20 protein-coding genes are annotated in these 19,943 nt (G+C 45.9%); all 20 read left to right on the forward strand.

Features of this window, described 5'->3' with window-relative positions; translation table 11 throughout:
• Window positions 1-91: 91 nt before the first annotated feature.
• Complete coding sequence (locus ACPUYX_RS02795) at window positions 92-1,288, forward strand: acetate/propionate family kinase (RefSeq protein ID WP_088229034.1); 1,197 nt, start codon at window positions 92-94, stop codon at window positions 1,286-1,288.
• A 73-nt stretch (window positions 1,289-1,361) separates the two neighbouring features.
• Window positions 1,362-1,871, forward strand: coding sequence for a YceD family protein (locus ACPUYX_RS02800; protein ID WP_426378195.1), 510 nt, complete (start codon window positions 1,362-1,364; stop codon window positions 1,869-1,871).
• Between the two features lie 32 nt (window positions 1,872-1,903).
• Window positions 1,904-2,083, forward strand: a complete 180-nt coding sequence (gene rpmF, locus ACPUYX_RS02805; protein ID WP_014828530.1) for a 50S ribosomal protein L32 — start codon at window positions 1,904-1,906, stop codon at window positions 2,081-2,083.
• A 227-nt stretch (window positions 2,084-2,310) separates the two neighbouring features.
• A complete protein-coding gene (fapR, locus tag ACPUYX_RS02810) occupies window positions 2,311-2,895 on the forward strand; it encodes a transcription factor FapR (RefSeq protein WP_426378321.1) in 585 nt (194 codons plus the stop codon).
• Window positions 2,896-3,879 carry a phosphate acyltransferase PlsX gene (gene plsX, locus ACPUYX_RS02815; protein WP_426378196.1) on the forward strand — a complete coding sequence of 328 codons (984 nt, stop codon included), beginning with the start codon at window positions 2,896-2,898 and terminating at the stop codon, window positions 3,877-3,879.
• Between the two features lie 35 nt (window positions 3,880-3,914).
• On the forward strand, window positions 3,915-4,919 hold the full coding sequence (locus ACPUYX_RS02820; RefSeq protein ID WP_426378197.1) for a beta-ketoacyl-ACP synthase III: 1,005 nt from the start codon (window positions 3,915-3,917) through the stop codon (window positions 4,917-4,919).
• Window positions 4,912-5,868 (forward strand): enoyl-[acyl-carrier-protein] reductase FabK, encoded by a 957-nt coding sequence (fabK, locus tag ACPUYX_RS02825; protein WP_426378198.1) that lies wholly within the window; start codon window positions 4,912-4,914, stop codon window positions 5,866-5,868. Before ACPUYX_RS02820 ends, fabK begins: the two co-directional genes overlap by 8 nt.
• Window positions 5,869-5,871: 3 nt before the next feature.
• Entirely contained in the window at window positions 5,872-6,807 is a 936-nt protein-coding gene (fabD, locus tag ACPUYX_RS02830; protein WP_426378199.1) for an ACP S-malonyltransferase, read from the forward strand.
• A gap of 1 nt (window position 6,808) precedes the next feature.
• Window positions 6,809-7,552 carry a 3-oxoacyl-[acyl-carrier-protein] reductase gene (gene fabG, locus ACPUYX_RS02835; RefSeq protein WP_426378200.1) on the forward strand — a complete coding sequence of 248 codons (744 nt, stop codon included), beginning with the start codon at window positions 6,809-6,811 and terminating at the stop codon, window positions 7,550-7,552.
• A 40-nt stretch (window positions 7,553-7,592) separates the two neighbouring features.
• The gene (gene acpP, locus ACPUYX_RS02840) at window positions 7,593-7,820 is read left to right on the forward strand and encodes an acyl carrier protein (RefSeq protein ID WP_014828523.1); all 228 of its coding nucleotides are present in this window, start codon (window positions 7,593-7,595) and stop codon (window positions 7,818-7,820) included.
• 148 nt (window positions 7,821-7,968) lie between these two features.
• A complete protein-coding gene (locus ACPUYX_RS02845) occupies window positions 7,969-8,913 on the forward strand; it encodes an NAD(P)H-dependent flavin oxidoreductase (RefSeq protein WP_426378201.1) in 945 nt (314 codons plus the stop codon).
• 12 nt (window positions 8,914-8,925) lie between these two features.
• The gene (gene fabF / locus ACPUYX_RS02850; protein WP_426378202.1) at window positions 8,926-10,167 is read left to right on the forward strand and encodes a beta-ketoacyl-ACP synthase II; all 1,242 of its coding nucleotides are present in this window, start codon (window positions 8,926-8,928) and stop codon (window positions 10,165-10,167) included.
• A 22-nt stretch (window positions 10,168-10,189) separates the two neighbouring features.
• Complete coding sequence (gene rnc, locus ACPUYX_RS02855; protein WP_426378203.1) at window positions 10,190-10,978, forward strand: ribonuclease III; 789 nt, start codon at window positions 10,190-10,192, stop codon at window positions 10,976-10,978.
• Window positions 10,968-14,546: a chromosome segregation protein SMC gene (gene smc / locus ACPUYX_RS02860; protein ID WP_426378204.1), complete on the forward strand. Its 3,579-nt coding sequence runs from the start codon at window positions 10,968-10,970 to the stop codon at window positions 14,544-14,546. Before rnc ends, smc begins: the two co-directional genes overlap by 11 nt.
• A gap of 283 nt (window positions 14,547-14,829) precedes the next feature.
• Window positions 14,830-15,174, forward strand: a complete 345-nt coding sequence (locus tag ACPUYX_RS02865) for a hypothetical protein (protein WP_426378205.1) — start codon at window positions 14,830-14,832, stop codon at window positions 15,172-15,174.
• Window positions 15,175-15,400: 226 nt separating this feature from the next.
• A complete protein-coding gene (gene ftsY, locus ACPUYX_RS02870) occupies window positions 15,401-16,327 on the forward strand; it encodes a signal recognition particle-docking protein FtsY (protein ID WP_088187599.1) in 927 nt (308 codons plus the stop codon).
• Between the two features lie 20 nt (window positions 16,328-16,347).
• Entirely contained in the window at window positions 16,348-17,115 is a 768-nt protein-coding gene (gene mtnP / locus ACPUYX_RS02875; protein WP_426378322.1) for an S-methyl-5'-thioadenosine phosphorylase, read from the forward strand.
• 16 nt (window positions 17,116-17,131) lie between these two features.
• Window positions 17,132-18,169 (forward strand): S-methyl-5-thioribose-1-phosphate isomerase, encoded by a 1,038-nt coding sequence (gene mtnA, locus ACPUYX_RS02880; protein WP_426378323.1) that lies wholly within the window; start codon window positions 17,132-17,134, stop codon window positions 18,167-18,169.
• Between the two features lie 32 nt (window positions 18,170-18,201).
• Window positions 18,202-19,503 (forward strand): amidohydrolase, encoded by a 1,302-nt coding sequence (locus ACPUYX_RS02885; protein WP_426378206.1) that lies wholly within the window; start codon window positions 18,202-18,204, stop codon window positions 19,501-19,503.
• A 74-nt stretch (window positions 19,504-19,577) separates the two neighbouring features.
• Entirely contained in the window at window positions 19,578-19,934 is a 357-nt protein-coding gene (ylxM, locus tag ACPUYX_RS02890) for a YlxM family DNA-binding protein (protein ID WP_088228457.1), read from the forward strand.
• Window positions 19,935-19,943 lie beyond the last annotated feature (9 nt).

The following is a 19,943-nucleotide window of genomic DNA, read 5'->3' on the forward strand; positions in this document are numbered from 1 at the left end:
AATTAGAAAAAATAAAAAACTTTTCGGAAAGACTAAGATTATCTTAAACAGAAATCGAAGTGAGACCGGAAAAAAACGAAGGGGATTAGAAATGAAAATTCTCGTGATAAACTGTGGAAGTTCTTCATTGAAGTATCAGGCTATTGACATGAATACGAATAACCCGGTTGCCAAAGGTTTAGTGGAGCGGATTGGCCTTCAAGGGTCAGTTCTTACACATACGACTGCTTCGGGTAAAAAAGAAGTCAAGAAAACGAGCATACCGAATCATTCCGTGGCTATAGAACTTGTGCTTAAAGAATTGGTATCTCCTGAATACGGCGCCCTCAAAGATTTAAGTGAAATCACGGCAGTAGGCCATCGGGTTGTCCATGGTGGAGAAAAATTCTCAAAGTCTGTAGTTATTGATGATGCTGTAATGAAAGCGCTCGATGAATGTATAGAACTTGCTCCTTTACACAATCCGCCCAATATTGCCGGAATTAAAGCTTGTCAATCGATCATGCCGGGCGTGCCTCAAGTTGCAGTTTTTGATACCGCTTTCCATCAATCGATGAAACCGGATAGTTATATTTATGGATTGCCTTATGAGTTCTATCAAAAATATGGCATCCGCAAATACGGTTTTCATGGTACTTCCCATAAATATGTCAGCCAACGGGCTGCCGTTCTGCTGCAAAAACCCCTTAAGGACTTAAAACTAATTAGCTGCCACTTAGGAAATGGTGCTTCTATCTCCGCCATTAAGGGCGGAAAGTCTGTCGAAACGTCTATGGGCTTTACTCCTTTAGATGGACTGCTCATGGGTACCCGTTCGGGGGCTTTGGACCCGGCGATTGTAACCTATATTATGAACAAGGAAAATTTTAATGTTGACCAAATGAATGAATTCCTGAATACCAAATGTGGTGCCTTAGGAGTTTCAGGCGTAAGCAGTGACTTCAGAGATATTGAAGTTGCAGCAGCACAGGGAAATTTCCGTGCCCAATTGGCTTTAGATATTTTCGCTCATGATGTTCGGGAGTTTATTGGAGCCTATGCCGCAGAATTAGGCGGTGTTGATGCCATTATCTTTACAGCAGGAGTTGGAGAAAATTCGGCAAGCACACGTGCGTCAATTTGCGCTAACATGGAGTTCTTTGGAATCGAACTTGATTTAGAGAAAAATAAAGTTCGGGGTGAAGAAGTCGACGTTTCTAAACCGAATGCCCGGTGCCGAGTTCTTGTGATTCCAACCAATGAAGAACTGATGATTGCTCTCGAGGCTCAAGAATTGACAGCAAAATAGGATGTAAAGAGTTTTCCTTGACAAAGAAAAATGTGCCAACTATAATGTAGTATGTGTATTGGGGTGAATTAAAGTGAAAGTGAATGTTGCCCAGGTTCGTCACAGATCTGGAGAAAGTATCTATTTTGATTTGACGGAAGATTTTTCCCCGTTTGAATTAGGAACAGAAACATTCTCGTTTTCAGCGCCTGTACACGTACAACTTCAGGTAGTCAACACAAATAAAGCGGTGCTGGTTAAGGGAACAATTGAGTCGGAATTAAAAGTAATTTGTGGACGGTGTTTAGAACCTTTTAATTATCATCTTAATCTACCTTACCAGGACGAATGGGTTTTCCCTTCACAAGCTACGGAAGATTTGCTGGAATCTGCACTTCTTTTAGAAAAGGATGACGTTGATATTACACAACGCATTTTTGAACAAATTGTGTTAGCTTTGCCTATGAAGTTTATCTGTTCAGAGGATTGCCGAGGCTTGTGTTTAACCTGTGGTGCAAATCTCAACCAGACCACGTGTTCGTGTAAAGAGGACGTTGTTGATCCTCGATTTGCAGCATTGGCCAAATGGCAAGCAAATGACTAATCAATTTTCGAGTACCTAAAGGGGGTGTAATCATGGGTGTTCCGCAACATCGCCAATCAAAATCAAGAGTACGTAAACGCCGGGCTATGTGGAAAATCACTGCACCAAACCACATTGAATGCCCCCAATGCCATAAACCGAAATTGCCGCATTATATTTGCCCAAACTGTGGGTATTATAATTCGAAGGTTGTAATTTCAAAGGAAGCTTAAGGTTTAGCAGCAAACAAAGAATTCTATTTTAGAGTTCTTTGTTTTTTTCTGCGTATTTTTCGACAGGGTAATTTCTTGTAATGAAGACAGATATGGTTTATAATTGTGACCAGGTCACAATTGTGAAGTGAGGTACGCGAACTTCGAGCATCGAAAAGATTAACCTTAGTTCAATAGATTGATTGGTTAAGGCGATAGGAAATATAGAGTAAGATTTGGTGATAGTGGTGGTTCGATATGGTAAGGATGAACGTCGCAAAATTCTTGAAGCAGAATTAAGCAAACATCCTTTTTTTACGGATGAAGAACTTGCTCAGCAGTTTAGAGTGAGCGTATCAACTATTCGTTTAGATCGCGGAGTCCTTGGAATTCCTGAGTTGAGAGAACGGACTAGGGCTGTTGCCCAGGAAGCATATTCAACGTTAAAATCCTTAGATGACCAAGAAGTCATAGGGGAGCTTCAGGAATTAGTTATCGGGGAAAGGGCACGTTCTACCATGGTAATCGAGGAAACCATGGTTTTGGCGAAAGCAAGAGTTGCACGGGGACATTATCTTTTTGCCCAGGCTAATTCCTTAGCGATTGCCTTAGTGGATGCTCCGATGGCTTTAACCGGCAGTGTAGAGCTTAAGTTCATTCGGCCGGTTCGGTTAGGAGAAGTTGTTGTGGCAGAAGGCAAGGTTACTAAGCGAAAGGGAGACAAATATTGGGTGGATGTCCTTTTGCAAGCTAATACAGAAGCTGTACTTCGCGGACATTGGGTCTTGTTTGCCTGGGAGCGAGGGGAAGTATGTGAAACGGAGATGGAGTAGATGAAAATTGCCGTGGATGCTATGGGAGGAGACTATGCTCCCGAAGAGATCGTGAAAGGGGTCGTGAGGGCAGCAGAAGTAAACTCTGAATTACATCTTCTGCTGGTTGGACAAAAAGAACGGATTCAACCTTTCCTGCCCAGTTCATGTCCGGATAACCTTTCGGTAGTTGAAGCTTCTGAAGTTATAGAAATGGATGAACATCCGGCTAACGCTGTGCGCAAGAAGAAGGATTCGTCGATTGTCGTAGCTACTCGCTTAGTAAAGCAAGGTGATGCTGATGCGCTTATCAGTGCCGGCAGTACAGGAGCACAAATGGCAGCTTCTTTGCTGGGCTTAGGGCGCATCAAGGGTATTGAACGCCCTGCTATTGCGACAGTGCTGCCAACGGCACAGGGGGGTAAATTGGTTCTCGATGTGGGAGCTAATCTGGACGCTTCTCCGGAACAACTTTGTCAGTATGGACTTATGGGAAGTATCTATGCCGAGAAGATCTTAGGAATTCCTAATCCGCGGGTCGGGCTGTTAAATATCGGCAGTGAGGAAGGCAAAGGGAATGATTTGACCCAAAAAGCTTATGAACTTCTAAAAAATGCTCCCATAAATTTCTCAGGCAATATTGAGGGTCGGGATGTGCCTTTCGGCCGGGCCGATGTGGTTGTTTGTGAAGGTTTTGTAGGCAATGTGCTTTTGAAAACGGCAGAAGGCCTGGCTGGGGCTTTGTTCGAGCAGATTAAGGAAAAAATCACCTCTACCGTACTGCGGAAGTTAGGAGCTTTAGCGGTTAAGCCGGGCTTAAAGGAGATCGCCCAAATGATGGATTATGCTGAATATGGCGGTGCTCCTCTGTTGGGGGTCAATGGAATCAGTATTATCTGTCATGGAAGCTCGAAAAACAAGGCGATTTTTAATGCAGTTCGTGTAGCCCGGGAATGTGTGCAGGTACAGCTCCTGGAACAAATAAAAAGCAACTTACCAAAGTAACGTGTTTTAAATAATTAATAGAGAGGACTGCGGCTATGAAAAGTGTTGGAATTGTAGGGACAGGGTCCTTTGTTCCGGAAAAGGTTTTAACGAATGCTGATATGGAGAAACTTGTAGAGACAAATGATGAATGGATCGTCACGCGAACGGGGATCCGGGAAAGGCATATTGCGGCTAAAGATACGCCGGTGTCAGAGTTATGCTATCAAGCAGGGTTAAAAGCGTTAGAAGATGCCAAGATAAGCCCGGAAAAGGTCGACCTTGTGATTGTGGCAACCATTACGGGAGACTATGCATTTCCTTCGACTTCCTGTTTAGTCGCTGATCGCTTAGGCGCTAAAAATGCCGCGGCTTTTGATGTCCAGGCAGGATGTACAGGCTTTATTTACGGAGTAGCGACGGCAAGTCAGTTCATTGCTGCAGGGATGTATAGAACCGTTCTTGTCATTGGCGGAGAAACGTTAAGTAAAATTATTAATTGGACAGATCGCGGTACCTGCGTTCTTTTTGGCGACGGCGCAGGGGCAGCTGTATTACAGCCTGTGGAGGAAGGCTATGGCTTTCTGAGCTTTGAATTAGGATCCGATGGTTCAGGAGGTAAGCTGTTAGCTCAAACTGCCGGCGGGTCAATGCATCCGGCCAGTCAGGAAACCGTTGAGAAAAATTTACACACGATTCAGATGGAAGGCAAGGAAGTATATAAGTTTGCCGTACGGATTATGGGTGATGTTTCAGTTCATGTTTTAGAAAAAGCGGGTTTGTGCAAAGAAGATGTGGATTTGCTTGTACCCCATCAAGCAAATATTCGAATTGTTGATGCATCTATCAAACGTTTAGGTATATCGCCGAAAAAAGTGGTTATCAATCTGGACAAGTACGGTAATATGTCGGCAGCTTCCATTCCCGTGGCCCTTGATGAAGCGGTAAAAGCGGGTCGTCTCCATGAAGGGGATGTGGTTGTCATGGTTGGGTTTGGAGCTGGATTGACTTGGGGAGCCTGTGTCCTCAAATGGATGAAAGTGGGAAAGAAGCATGATTAAAACAAGAATCTGTGAGTTAATAGGCATAGAATACCCCATTTTTCAAGGGGGAATGGCTTGGGTTGCGACGGGGGAGTTAGCGGCTGCAGTTTCGGAGGCAGGCGGTCTTGGGATCATTGGCTCAGGTCAGGCTCCAGCGGATTGGCTGCGTGTGGAAATTGGCAAGGTCAAGAGAATTACGACGAAGCCTTTTGGCGTTAATGTTATGTTAATGTCCCCGTTTGTAGAGGAGGTCATGCAGGTAATTCTCGAGGAGCGTGTTCCCGTCATTACGACTGGAGCTGGCAATCCGGGAAAATATGTTCCTGATCTCAAAGAAGTTGGCACGAAGGTGATTCCAGTCGTTGCTTCGGTAGCCTTAGCTAAACGCTTGGAAAAGGTCGGAGTTGACGCACTTATTGCTGAAGGTATGGAGTCCGGAGGACATATTGGAGAAATCGGAACCTTTCCTTTGATTCCGCAAATTGTGGATGCGGTAGATATACCTGTCATAGCAGCCGGCGGGATTTTAGACGGCCGGGGACTCGTCGCGGCCATGGCTCTCGGCGCAGAAGGGGTACAAATGGGGACTCGCTTTATGTGTGCTCAAGAGTGTACGATCTCTCCTCTTGTTAAAGAAAAAATCATTAAAGCTAAGGATCGTTCGACGGTTGTTACAGGGAGGTCAACCGGACACCCGGTTCGCTGCTTAGACAATCGGTTTACACGAGAATTTGAACAGTATGAGAAAGAAGGCATGGCAGGGGCTGAGCTCGAAAGGCTTGGCCAAGGAAAACTCCGCCTGGCTATGGTTGAAGGAGACGTTGAAAATGGTTCAATTATGGCAGGGCAGATTGCAGGAGCAGTAAAACAAATTGAACCAGCTGCCATGATTGTTCAAGATATCATGCAATCAGCAGAAAAAGAATATTCGCGCCTAACAACATTGCTTGGAAAGAAGGGAGACTGAGGCTTGAATAAACTAGCAGTAGTCTTTCCGGGCCAGGGCTCTCAATATGTTGGAATGGGACAAGAATTGTTTTCAACAGTGAGCGGGAAAGGGGCTTATGAAATAGCCCGTGAGGTCCTGGGGATATCTTTCTTAGAGCTTTTGGAAAAGGGCCCTGAAGAAGAGCTTCAGCAAACGGCAAACACTCAGCCGGCGATTCTTCTTGTGAGTATTGCTGCTTGGCTTCAGCTTCAAGAGGCTGGTGTTAAGCCTGATTATGTGGCAGGACATAGCCTGGGTGAATATTCAGCTCATGTGGCCGCAGGCAGTCTAACTTTGGCAGAGGCTCTAAACGTTGTGAGACGGCGGGGAGAGCTGATGCAGAAGGCGGTTCCCGCAGGAGGCGGGATGGCAGCTATTTTAGGGCTGGCAGCAGAAAAGGTGGAAGAAGCTTGTCAACGAGGAGCGGAACTGGGTGTTGTTGCTCCGGCGAATTTTAATTGTCCGGGGCAAGTGGTGATTTCCGGTGAGCTGACGGCTTTAACCCGAGCCATGGAGATTGCCAAGGAACTGGGAGCTAAAAGAGCTGTACCTCTTGCCGTGAGCGGACCCTTTCACTCGATTTTGATGAAGAAGGCAGGAGAAGAACTTCTTTCAGTTTTAGAACAGGTTCATTGGACCACTCCAAGCTGTCCGATTATTGCTAATATCGACGCCGGAGAGGTCGTTTCTGCGGAGCGTACTGTGCAATCCCTGGTTGACCAGGTCAGCGGACCTGTAAGATGGGAACAGTCTGTGCGCTATCTTGTCGATTCAGGTGTCGATACCTTTATTGAGTGTGGTCCTGGCAAGGTTTTAACCGGGCTGATCAAGAAAATTGCCCCGGGGGTTAACCTTCTCCGCGTAGAGGATAAGGAGAGCTTAGAAAAGTCACTTGCATATTTGAAGGAGAGTCGTTAAAATGGTGCTGAATGAAAGCGTGGCTATCGTTACTGGGGGCGGTCGGGGAATTGGACGCGCCATTGCCCTTGAATTGGCTGCAGCGGGTGTCAAGGTTGTTGTTAATTTTGCAGGCCGCTCTGAAAAGGCGGAGGAGACTGTTTCCTTAATCCGCCAGGCAGGAGGAGAAGGCATCGCTGTTCAGGCGGATGTCAGCCAAGCCGCAGAAGTCGACCGCTTAGTTCAAACGTCGCTAGAACGTTTTGGGAAAATTGATATTCTTGTTAATAATGCAGGGATTACCCGGGATGGTTTAATGCTTCGTATGAAAGAAGCAGATTGGGATGCGGTCCTGGCAACGAATCTCAAAGGAGTCTTTTTATGTACTAAGGCCGTCAGCAGAGGAATGCTTAAACAGCGATCGGGAGTCATCGTGAATATTTCTTCGGTAGTTGGTTTATCCGGCAATGCTGGTCAAGCCAATTATGCGGCTGCAAAGGCCGGAATCATCGGCTTGTCTAAGGCAACGGCCAAAGAGTTTGCTTCTCGGGGAATACGAGTCAATGTAGTCGCGCCGGGGTATATTTGTACGGATATGACGGAAACATTACCTGAAGGGGTGCAAAATGAGATTCTGCAGACCATTCCTTTAGGCCGCATAGGTAAGCCGGAAGATGTTGCCAAAGTTGTCCGATTCTTAACCTCACCGGAATCGGCTTACATAACGGGGCAAGTCTTATGTGTTGACGGTGGTATGGAAATGTAAATGAGAGACGTTTGTCAGCGAGAGGAGGTGAAGAAACACCATGGGAGTTTTCGAACAAGTTAAAGCCATCGTCGTCGAGCAACTTGGGGTCGACGAAGCAACGGTTACCCAGGAGACCTCCTTTGAAGAGTTGAATGCAGATTCTTTGGATATCGTTGAATTGATTATGGCTCTGGAAGAGGCCTTCGATATGGATATCCCGGATGAAGAAGCTGAAAAAATCCGGACAGTCGGGGATGCAGTCAATTACATCAAGGAAAACAAATAATCACAAAAGTCCCGTACACAGTTGCGGGGCTTTCTCTTAAAGAGCTTGCTTTTTTCTGAAGTGTCAACACTTCCGAGAAAGTTTAAATAAATTAGATTTTATAATAATTATTAAGTATGGGGTATAACTCTGACAGGAGGAAACATTAGTGAAAATACCCGAACTTCATATTGCAGATTTAGTAGCTAAAATTCCGATCATCCAGGGAGGGATGGCCGTTCGTATATCAATGGCTCCCTTGGCAGCTGCAGTGGCTGAAGAAGGCGGAATTGGCCTGATAGCGGGCAGTGGCTTGTCTGTAGAAGAATTGATTGCAGAAATTCGTGAAGCTCGTCGGCGCACAAAGGGGATTATTGGAGTTAATATTATGTTTGCGGTTCGAGAATTTGCCCAGTTGGTGCACGCTGCCTTTGAAGAAAAAATAGACCTTTTGGTCTCTGGAGCAGGATTCTCAAGAGATATGTTTTCCTGGGGGAAGGAAAAGGGTATCCCTGTAGTACCGATTGTTTCGACAGCTAAACTTGCTAAGTTATCCGAAAAGCTGGGCGCCGCTGCTGTTATCGTGGAAGGGACAGAAGCGGGCGGTCACCTTGGTACAGATCGTTCCATCCATGACATTCTACCGGAAGTTATTGCAGCGGTTAATATCCCGGTAATAGGTGCCGGAGGAGTTACTGACGGCCAAGGTGTGGCAGAAATGCTGAAATCCGGTGCAGATGGCGTACAGATGGGAACCCGTTTCGCCCTCAGTAACGAGAGCAGCGCTGCTGAAGAATGGAAAAATGAGATGATCAAGGCGAAGGAAGAGGACATTGTTATTATTCATAGTCCAGTGGGTTTGCCGGGAAGAGGAATAAGAAACCCTTTCACAAAGGCCCTGGAGGCTCATGACGATGTCAAGTCTAAGGGATGCGCCCAGTGTCTTAAACATTGCGAGGGGAACTTTTGTATCATGCGCCGTCTGATAAAGGCTCAAGAGGGTGATGTTCATGACGGCTTGATTTTTTCCGGCGCCAAGGTCCATAAAATCAATGAAGTCAAATCAGTTCATGAAATTTTTGAAAATATAAAAGAAGGAATAGAAAAGGCTTAAGGAGGAAGAGATTTGAAACATCGTGCGGTAATCACAGGGATGGGTGTCATCTCTCCCGTTGGCAATCAACTTGAGGAATTTTGGAATAACTTGGTTGTAGGCAAGTCAGGAATCGGGTTATTAACTCGTTTTGATACTTCGAACTTATCGACGAAGGTTGCGGGAGAAGTTAAAAATTTTGAACCTACGGATTGGATCGATAAGAAGGAAAGCCGTCATATGGACCGCTTTGCCCAATTTGCTATTGCGGCTGCCAAACTTGCCGTAAAAGATTCCGGTCTTGATTTTGAGAACGTTAATAAAGAACGGGCTGGTGCTGTGATGGGATGCGGGATCGGCGGAGTCATTACCTTTGAAGAACAGAAAGAGGTGCTGATGAATCGGGGCAGCAACCGAATCAGTCCCTTCTTTGTTCCCATGTTAATTGGCAATATGGCCGCCGGGCATTTGTCGATTGAATTTGGCTTGAAAGGTTCCAGCATGACCATTGTGACGGCTTGTGCTTCATCAACAAATGCGGTGGGAGAGGCCCTGCGCTTAATCCAGCGCGGAGATGCTGATGTTATCTTATGTGGAGGAACAGAAGCTCCCTTAACGGCTCTGGCCTATGCCGGATTTTGTTCCATGAAAGCAATGTCAACAGAGAAAGAAAACCCTGAGCAGGCCTGTCGTCCTTTTGATAAGCGGCGCAGTGGTTTTGTCATGGGTGAGGGAGCGGGGGTTTTGGTTTTAGAATCCTTAGAACATGCCAAGGCTCGCGGCGCTCGGATTTATGCTGAACTTGCAGGTTATGGCAGCACTTCTGATGCCTATCATATTACGACTCCTGTTCCCGGCGGTGCCGGCGCGGCTCGGGCAATGCAAATGGCGATCGATGATGCAGGCCTGAACGTAAACGAGGTAGATTATATTAACGCTCATGGAACCGGAACCGGGCCCAATGATTCAACTGAAACGGCGGCAATTAAAACGGTTTTTGGAGATGCTGCTACAAAATTGGCCATTAGTTCGACAAAGTCCATGACAGGGCATTTAATGGGCGCTGCCGGAGCGATTGAAGCCATTATAAGCACTCTAACGATCGATCGTGGTATAATTCCGCCAACGGCGAATTATGGAGAGCCCGACCCGGAATGTGATTTGGATTATGTTCCTAATCAAGCACGCCATCAGGAGGTAAAGGTATCAATGTCCAATTCTTTAGGGTTTGGGGGACATAATGCCACCATTGTCTTGAAGAAATTTACCGAATAACGGGGTAAGGAGATCTTGAGAAATGGGACAAAAGAACCACAGCTCGATGCCTGTCTCTGCAAAGACAGATGGGAAATCGGTGCGGAAACGTTATGGATTTGTTTCCAGCAAAAAAGACTTGGGACTTAATCTGGCAAAACGATTGGGATTGGATGTTCCTCCCAATCGACTCTTTATTACTGCTTTGACTCATCCTTCGTATGTCTTTGAAAATCCCCAGTCTGGCAGAGAAAATAACCAGCGCCTGGAGTTTTTAGGAGATGCGATTTTAGATTTTGTCGTTGCCGAGTATCTGTACCTTAATTATCCTGAACGTCCGGAAGGAGAACTCACAAAAATGCGGGCGGCTGTTGTTAATGAAACAACATTGGCCCGCAAGGCCCATGAGATAAGTTTGGGTCAGGAACTCTTGCTGGGCAAAGGAGAACAAGTTTCAGGCGGGCGAGAAAGGCCTTCAATCTTAGCCGATGCCTGGGAGGCTGTTATCGGCGCGATTTATTTGCAATATGGTTTTCAAGAGGCAAGGCGAGTTATTTTAGAAATGCTTAAACCCGCCATTGAAGGCGTTGCTGAAGGAAATTATGGTGACTATAAAACAATGCTGCAAGAAAAGGCCCAGCGTCAGGAAATTGAAGTGAGTTATCAAATTTTGGCTGAAGAAGGTCCTGATCATAATAAATCCTTTACGGCAGGGGTTTTCCTGCAAGGAAAGCTGATGGGTAAAGGAATCGGCCGGACGAAGAAGGAAGCAGAACAGCATGCTGCCCAGCAGGTCTTAGAGAACTGGGGGAAAGCAAACGATGAGTCCTGAGAATTTCCCCGTATTCTTGAAGGAAATTCACATTCAAGGATTTAAATCGTTTGCTGATCGCATTAAATTGGAGTTGGGCCATGGCCTTAGTGTTATCGTAGGGCCCAATGGAAGCGGTAAAAGTAATGTTGCGGATGCCGTGCGTTGGGTCCTGGGGGAGCAGAGTGCCAAGAGTCTGAGAGGCTCCAAAATGGAAGACGTGATTTTTGCCGGAAGCACTAAGCGCAAACCCGTAGGCATGGCTGAAGTTTCTCTGATTTTTGATAATGAAACTGGAATGTTTCCGTTGGACTTCCGCGAAGTTACCGTAACCCGTCGAGTTTATCGCGATGGCGAAGGACAATATTTAATTAACAAAGCGTCATGCCGACTGAAGGATATTCAAGAGTTATTTATGGATACCGGAGCAGGTAAGGAAGGATTTTCGATCATTGGGCAGGGGCGGGTTGAGGAAATTTTAAATCTTAAGTCGGAAGAACGTCGATCATTGATTGAAGAAACGGCTGGGATTACCAAATACCGTTATCGGAAGCGCGAAGCCTTAAAACGCCTTGATGCTACAACCACAAATCTCCAACGTCTTGAGGATATAATCCAAGAGATTGAGGGACAACTGACTCCTCTGGCTGCCCAAGCCCAAGTGGCCGAAGAAAGCCTGGCACTTATGGCTGAACAAAAATCCTTGGAAATTCAAGCTGTCGTTTTAGATGTTGCCGATGTCAAACAGAAGCTGGCGGCGGCAACGCAGGATTCTGAAACTATGAAACAAGGCTTAGTAGAAGCTCAGACTCTTTTGAGCCAAATAGAAAGTCAAGATCTGAAGCAAAAGATGAAGCTTAAAGCGATTGAGGAAGAAATTCAGGCCAAACAGGCAGAAGCATTTCAGGCTGAACAGGCCTATAATGCTGTAAAACATGAGCAAAGCTTGCGTTTGGAACGATCAAATAATTTTAAAGAGCAAATTGAACGTTTAACCCAGGAGATTAATGAAGGTGAAGATAAACTTCGGCAATTAGAGCAGCGTCAGCAAACCTTGACGGCAAAACAAGCAGTTCTAAGCTTAACGGTAGAGGAATCCCGACAAAAGGTTGCTGAGCAAGAGTCTAAATTAGCAAATACCCGGGATCATGAACTGCGGGAAGATATTGATCGTTTAAAAGCCGATCTCTTTGAAGCGATGACAGAGCAAGCGAATTGTTCGAATGCTCTTACGGGTATGAGACATTCCCTGGCCTCGCTGGAGCAGCAGCTTCTACAAATACAGCGTGAGCAAGCTAATAAGGAACAAGAACTCCATACCATGACGGAGGAAGCGAAAGCACAAGAGCAGGAACTTCTCCGTTTGCAGGAGCAGGCAGAAGCTTTTCAACGGGGAAAAGTTCAACTACAGTCGGAGTGGGAAAAGCTAAAGGGATTGCGCCAAGATAAAACTAGTGAATTGCAGCGGCATCGTACAAGAATGGATCAAACTCGTGCTCGGTTACACGCCTTGCAAAGTTTGGAAGATTCTTTAGAGGGATATCAACGCGGGGTTCGAGAGGTGATGCTTGCGAAGAAAAAGGGAATTCGCGAAGGATCTGGACTCTGCGGTACTGTGGCAGATTTGATTTCTGTGCAGGCGAACCATGAAGTTGCCATAGAAACAGCTCTCGGAGCAGGCTTGCAAAATGTTGTCGCTGAAAATGAACAAGCTGCTAAAACCGCGATAGGATATTTAAAAGCCCATCAGTTAGGAAGAGTTACCTTCTTGCCTTTGGATGTAATTCAAGGCAATAGGATGAGTGTCGCCAAAGCTGTGGAAAATGATCCCGGATTTATTGGAATTGCGGTAGATTTGGTAGGCTATGACCCCAAATATCAAAAAGCTGTCGAATTTTTGTTGGGCCGTATCGTGGTTGTCACAGATATGGATGCTGCAACACGGATCGCGCGAATTTCTGGGTACAGGCTGCGAATTGTTACTTTGGAAGGAGACCAAGTACACCCGGGAGGTTCCTTAACCGGCGGCAGCATTCATCGCAAAGGCGGAAATCTACTGGGACGTTCGCGTGAGATAGAAACACTGCGTTTTGAATTAAGCCAATCAGAGAAAAACTTTAAGGAAAAAGAACAGGAATCTCAGAAGTTGGAAAGTCAAGAAAGAGAGCTTCAAGAGAATCTGGAAACCTTAATTCAGAAACAGCGTCAGGAAAAAGAACGTCAGGTCATTCTTAAAACAGCCCATGACAATTCCTTAAGCCAGATACGGCGCATCAGTAACGATTTGCGTGGGTTAGATCAGCGTAAACAGGGAATCTTGCTGGAGATTGACGAGATTACCCTGAATTTGCAAAAGAGTACGAAGCAATTTGAAAACGCAGAAAATAATTCCCGCAGGATACGCGAAGAATTTAATCAACGAGAACAAGAAGCTCAAACAGCTGCCGACGAACTCAATCAAGGCAGGGAGAAGCTGACCCAGGAAAAGGTAAGCTTAGCCAAGTGGGAGCAAGAACTGGCGCAGTGCTCAGAGCAAATCGGGCAGGAAAAAGAAGTCTTCAGAGAAAGTGAACAAAGTCTTAAACAGAAAAAACATAACTTCTTAACCTTCCAGCATAACCTTGAGACGGTTGACAAAGAACAACTGGAATTAAAGGAGAGTCTGGAGAGCCACGGCAAGGCTCAGGAGTCTTTGCAATACTCTCTGATGAAGCTAAGACAGGATAAGGAAGACCTATTAGCTCAAGCCCAGGCATTAGAACAGGAAATGCATACTCAGAGTCAAAAAGTCCACACAAATGAACAACGGTTACATGCCAATGATCTTCGGATTGTTCGTTGGGAAACAGAGTGCCAGTCAGGACTAACCCGGCTTGAAGAGGAGTTTTCCCTTCAATGGGAAGAAGCTGTGACTTATCTTACCCAAGAAGAGAGGACAGCTATCGGAAAAAGAGTTCAAGAATTAAAACGCCGCATTGAGGAACTTGGCCCGATTAATCAAGCGGCTATTGAAGAATATCCTAAGCTGCGTGAACGAAAGGAATTTATGTTGGCTCAGCAAAGGGATTTAATTGAGGCTGATCAGACACTGCGTCAATTGATTGATGAGCTTGATGAGACTATGAGTGTACGCTTTTTAGAAAGCTTTAATGCTGTAAACTCGGCCTTTCAGGAAGTCTTTAAGGAGCTTTTTATTGGCGGCAATGCCGAACTATCTTTAGTTGAACCTGATCAATTATTAGAAACGGGTGTGGAGATTATCGCTCAGCCACCCGGAAAAAAACCCCAGCTGCTTTCGCTGCTTTCCGGGGGTGAAAGGGCCTTAACAGCAATAGCTCTCCTTTTCGCCCTCTTGCGTGTAAAACCCAGCCCTTTTTGTATTTTGGATGAAATTGAAGCCTCTCTCGACGATGCTAATGTACAGAGGTTTGCCCAGTATCTTCATCGCTTATCTGATTCTACGCAATTTGTGGTTATTTCGCATAGAAAAGGGACTATGGAATCGGCGGACATATTGTATGGGATTACTATGGAGGAGAGCGGGGTTTCTAAGCTGCTTTCGGTACGGTTGAATGAGAGACTTGCATGATACGTCGCTCGGTCATACGTTCGCAGAGCAAACTACCGTTCAAGCTTTTTCTTTGGGGAGCGGGGTTCATCCTCCGGCGATAATCTCCACTGGAGACTATCGCACCATAAGCGCCATCCATGGCGCTATGGCGGCGGTGCACATCCCTGTGCACCGCCCCGTGTATGGGGTCGCTTTCACGGAGTTTGCTGAGCTGCTCACGTAAAGACCTCACTCCCGTATCATGCTGCGTCTCGGACTTGGGTCGGGAGACGTATAAAGCGGAATCTCGGGCGAATCGGGTATGATTTTTTGTTTGGGCCAAATAAAGAAGGAATTAACGAAACAGTCCTTGTCCGGGGTCGGCTTAGGAATCGAAATGGAGACGGAACTTTGGGTGACGGCACAAAAATGTGCACCGTCTGCTGTGGGTGGATCGGGAGATGCTCTTTTGTTGGGGTCAAATAAAGAAGGAATTAACGAATCAGTCCTTGTCCGGAATCGGTTTAGAAAACGAAAACGGGAGACGGAATTTGGGGTGACGGCACATAAATGTGCGCCGTCTGTTTTGGAACGGACTAGGGGACAGTGTGAGGACAAGGTAAGGAGAGAGATAGCTCTCCAGGCTGAATATAATGGAGTTTTTTGAGTTATATTATAGGGATTGGTTTAGTAACAAGAAAACCGACCCCTTTTTGACTTGCTATTTTGACTACATAAAGATATGGTATATATGGTAAACAATTCATCAGTATTTTGTTTTTGGCATGATTTGTGCAAAAACGACATACAAAATGAATGATACCATCTATGTCTGATTTCGGTCTGTGAATTGTGATTTCGAATCACGATATGGGAGGGTGGCATAGTATAGTATGGCAGGTTTTTTTTCGCAGCTGAAGGCTGGTCTAACGAAAACACGTCAAAATTTCGTGGAAAAAGTTGAGCAAATTTTTACCGGTTATAAAAAAATTGATGAAGAGTTATTTGAGGAATTGGAAGAGGTATTGATTCGTTCAGATGTCGGGGTTAATACGTCTATGGAGCTGGTCGAACGTTTGCGCAAAGAGGTAAAACAGCGGAAGATTTCTGATCCTCAAGAGTTGACTAAGGTTCTTCAAGAGTTGATTGTGGAATTGTTAGGTGAGGAGGAAACGATTGCTTTTGCGGCGAGGGGGCCGAGTATTATTCTGGTCGTAGGAGTTAATGGGGTTGGTAAGACGACGACGATCGGGAAGCTTGCTAATCGTTTTAAAAAGGACGGGAAACGAGTTGTTCTGGCTGCCGGGGATACGTTTCGGGCTGCGGCTATTGATCAATTGGAGGTTTGGGGAGAACGTTCGGGAGTTGAGGTGATTAAACAGCGTGAAGGTGCTGATCCGGCTGCTGTTGCTTATGATGCGGTGCAGGCAGCTAAGTCACGCGATTTAGATGTTGTCCTTGTGGATACCGCGGGACGTCTGCATAATAAAGTGAATTTAATGGAAGAATTGCGGAAGGTTAAGCGGGTGATTGAGCGGGAAATTCCTGGCGCACCCCAGGAAGTTTTGCTTGTGTTAGACGCGACGACAGGTCAAAATGCCCTGCAGCAGGCCAAGTTATTCCAGGAGGTTGCCGGGGTTACGGGAATTGTGCTGACAAAACTTGATGGAACGGCAAAAGGGGGCGTCGTCCTGGGAATTCAGGGGGAAACGCGAATTCCCGTGAAATGGATTGGAATCGGTGAAGGTATGGAAGATTTGCGTCCTTTTGTGCCTAAAGACTTTGCTGAGGCTCTTTTCGGCAATTCTGAGGAGGGATAATTCTGCGTGAGTTTGCCTTAATTGGCGGTACAGGTGTTGAAAATTTTGAGCTAACGGATCATTGTTTGCTTACGGTTGAGACTCCTTATGGGATAGTTCGTCCAAAGGTTGGGAAGATTGCAGGCCGTGAAATTGTATTTCTAAGCCGTCATGGCGGTGGACATGCTACCCCTCCTCACTTGGTTAATTATAGAGCCAATATTTGGGCTCTGCATTCTTTGGGAGTGCGCAAGATTTTGGCGACAGCTGCGGTCGGTTCTCTATCCCGAAATTACCGTTTGGGTGAACTGGTCCTCTTGAGTCAGTTTTTAGATTTTACGAAGAGCCGTCCCCAAACATTTTTTGCAGGCGGAGATCAGGGAGTCCTCCATGTGGATATGACTGAACCATATTGTCCTTCTCTGAAGAAGGCTGTTTTGGATGTGTCCGTAAAAATAGGGATTGTAGTTAAGGATGGGGCATGTTATGTTTGTACAGAAGGGCCGAGATTTGAGACGCCCGCGGAAATACGGATGTTTCAGCAGTTCGGAGCGGATGTGGTTGGCATGACAAGTGTCCCGGAAGTCGTTTTGGCGCGGGAACTCGGAATGTGTTATGCTTCGGTCGGAATGGTAACAAATGAAGCCGCTGGGATAGCGGATCATCGCTTAAGTCATGCCGAAGTAACGGAGAGTTTAAAGAACTTAGGTTTGAAGGTTGCTGAACTCCTTCAGGGAACCTTTGAGGTTTTGTCTCCTGAACAGAGTTGTTGGTGTCCTTCAGCGAGTCAAGAAGCTGGTAAGTTTTAGAAAGGGCGGTGGGATGATGAAATCAATCGAATGGCTGGGAAATGTCTTAAGAATATTAGATCAGACCAAGCTACCTAGAGAAACGGCCTACCGAGATGCTAAATCCTATGAGGAAGTTGCCGAAGCTATTGAAAAAATGGAAGTTCGCGGAGCTCCTGCTATAGGAGCTGCAGTGGCATATGGCTATGTGCTCGGTGCCCTCGAATATAACGGTCCCAGAGAAGGTTTGACAGAATTTATGGAAACGGTCCAGGAACGTTTAGCTCAGACGCGTCCAACAGCAGTTAATTTGTTTTGGGCCTTGCGCCGAATGGAAGATCGTTTGCGTGATTGTTGGGAAATTGAGGACTTGGATGGAGTGAGGAAGGTCCTTATCGAGGAAGCTGACCGTATTGCTGAAGACGATCGGCGTATGAATCTATTGATTGGAGAACTTGGGAATGAGGTTGTTCCAGAGAAAGGTAATATCCTCACACACTGCAATGCCGGAGCTTTAGCAACTGTAGAATATGGAACGGCGTTAAGTGTTATTCGTACCGCTTATTCTGCCGGTAAATCAATTCACGTGTATGCTGATGAAACAAGGCCTTTATTACAGGGGGCAAGACTAACTGCTTTAGAGCTGATGAATGACAAAATTCCTGTGACATTAATAGCTGATAATATGGCGGGCTCGCTAATGCAGCAAGGCAAAGTTGACTTAGTCATCGTGGGGGCAGATCGTATCGCTGCCAATGGAGATACAGCCAATAAAATAGGAACGTATTCCTTAGCAGTTTTGGCTCATGCCCATGAAGTTCCCTTTTATGTAGCGGCTCCAACTTCAACCATTGATTTAAAAGTTGCCACGGGGCAAGAGATTCCTATCGAAGAAAGACCGGCTAAAGAAATGCGAGAGTGTTTTGGAGTACCAATGGCTCCAGAAGATGTTAACGTTTACAATCCGGCCTTTGATGTTACGCCGGCGAAATATATTACAGGGATTATCACGGAGAAAGGAATTGTCACGGCACCATATTCAGTCAACCTTCTTAAATTAATGGTGCGTTCTTAAGGTGATAGGCACAATATAGGGAGTGATAGAGCTTGTCAAAACTATTAATTCGGGCTATGGTTTTGCCTATGACCGGCCCCGAAGTCTTTTATTCCCGCGGAGAGATTTGCATTGATGGCGATCGGATTATATCGGTTGGGGAAGAAGGTTCTGCACCTCAGAACTTTGCCCCGGATCGAGTTCTTAATTTGCCTAATGATGTTGTCATGCCGGGTTTAATTAATACTCATACCCATGCAGCGATGACCTTGCTAAGGAGCTATGCCGATGATCTTCCTCTTATGCCTTGGTTAAATGAAAAGGTTTGGCCTTTTGAGGATAAGATGACAGAGGATGATATTTATTGGGGAACAACTTTAGCACTTTGCGAAATGATCCGCTCCGGAACAACCACGATGCTTGATATGTACGCCTCAATGGATCAAGTTGCCGAGGCTGTTCTGCAGGCAGGTACTCGTGCGGTTCTTTCCCGTGGACTTATAGGGAATGGCCCAAATGGAGAGCGCGCTCTGCAAGAAGGCATTGATCTCGTTCGGCGTTATCAAGGCGCCGGTCAAGGACGGCTTAAGGTCATGTTTGGTCCACATGCTCCGTATACTTGTTCCGGAGACTACCTTCAGCAAGTTAAAGCCCATGCGGATGACTTAGGGGTGGGAATTCATATCCATGTGGCAGAAACTCTCGATGAAATTAAAATGATTCATGAACAATATGGGAAGACTCCTGTGGAATGGTTAGAGGGGTTAGGTTTGTTTGGCGGTCACGTAGTGGCAGCTCACTGTGTCCATCTGACCAAGAACGATATGGGAATTTTAGCACGCAATAAGGTTTGTGTGGCCCATAATCCGGAAAGCAACATGAAATTGAACAGTGGAACTGCCCCCATTACAGAACTTCGTGCTCAGGGAATTGTTGTAAGTTTAGGTACCGATGGAGCCTCCAGTAATAATAATCTCGATCTTTTTGGGGAGATGCGTTCGGCGGCTTTTCAGCAAAAACTTCGGGTGAATTCCACAGCCCTCCCTGCTTATGAAGTGCTTGAGATGGCTACAATTAACGGCGCTCAAAGTTTAGGTTTTGAAGACGTAGGAATGTTGGCTCCAGGGTTTAAGGCAGATCTTATTACAGTTGATCTGGATCAGCCCCATTTTTATCCCCGGTTTTCTATTCCTGCTCATTTAGCCTATGTGGCCCATGCGGGAGATGTACGCACGATGATGGTCGATGGCAAGATACTGATGGAGGAGCGAAAAATCCTTACGCTTGATGTTCACAAGGTATGTCAGGAAGCAGAAATTCGGGCTAAGGGGATTGCAAGTGCTTTGAATGGGTAATAGGTTCTTGACAAATCGTTAGTTTTAGTCTAATATTCGAATGTAAAGTAAAATTGCTTTACAGGGGGATCGATATGGAGAAACTTGCCTTAATGGCTCTTTTCGCAGATTTTTATGGGCCGCTGCTCACAGAAAAGCAGCGAAACGTTTGGGATCTGCATTACCAACAGGATCTTTCACTTGCGGAAATAGCTGGGTTGGAACATATCAGTCGCCAAGCGATTCATGACTTGCTCAAGCGAACAGAGAAAATACTTGAAGAATACGAACATAAGCTAGGGCTTGTCCAAAGATTTTGGAAGGAACGGGAGAAGCTCGCGGAAGTACGGACGTTGATGCAGGGACTAGGTAAGCGGGATTTTTCCAGCCCTGAGGCTTGGGAACGTCACTGCCAAATTGGCGTTAAGATAGAGGATATATTTGATATTTGAGAGTAAGTT

This window comes from Desulfosporosinus sp. SYSU MS00001, assembly GCF_049943955.1.
Lineage (GTDB): Bacteria > Bacillota > Desulfitobacteriia > Desulfitobacteriales > Desulfitobacteriaceae > Desulfosporosinus.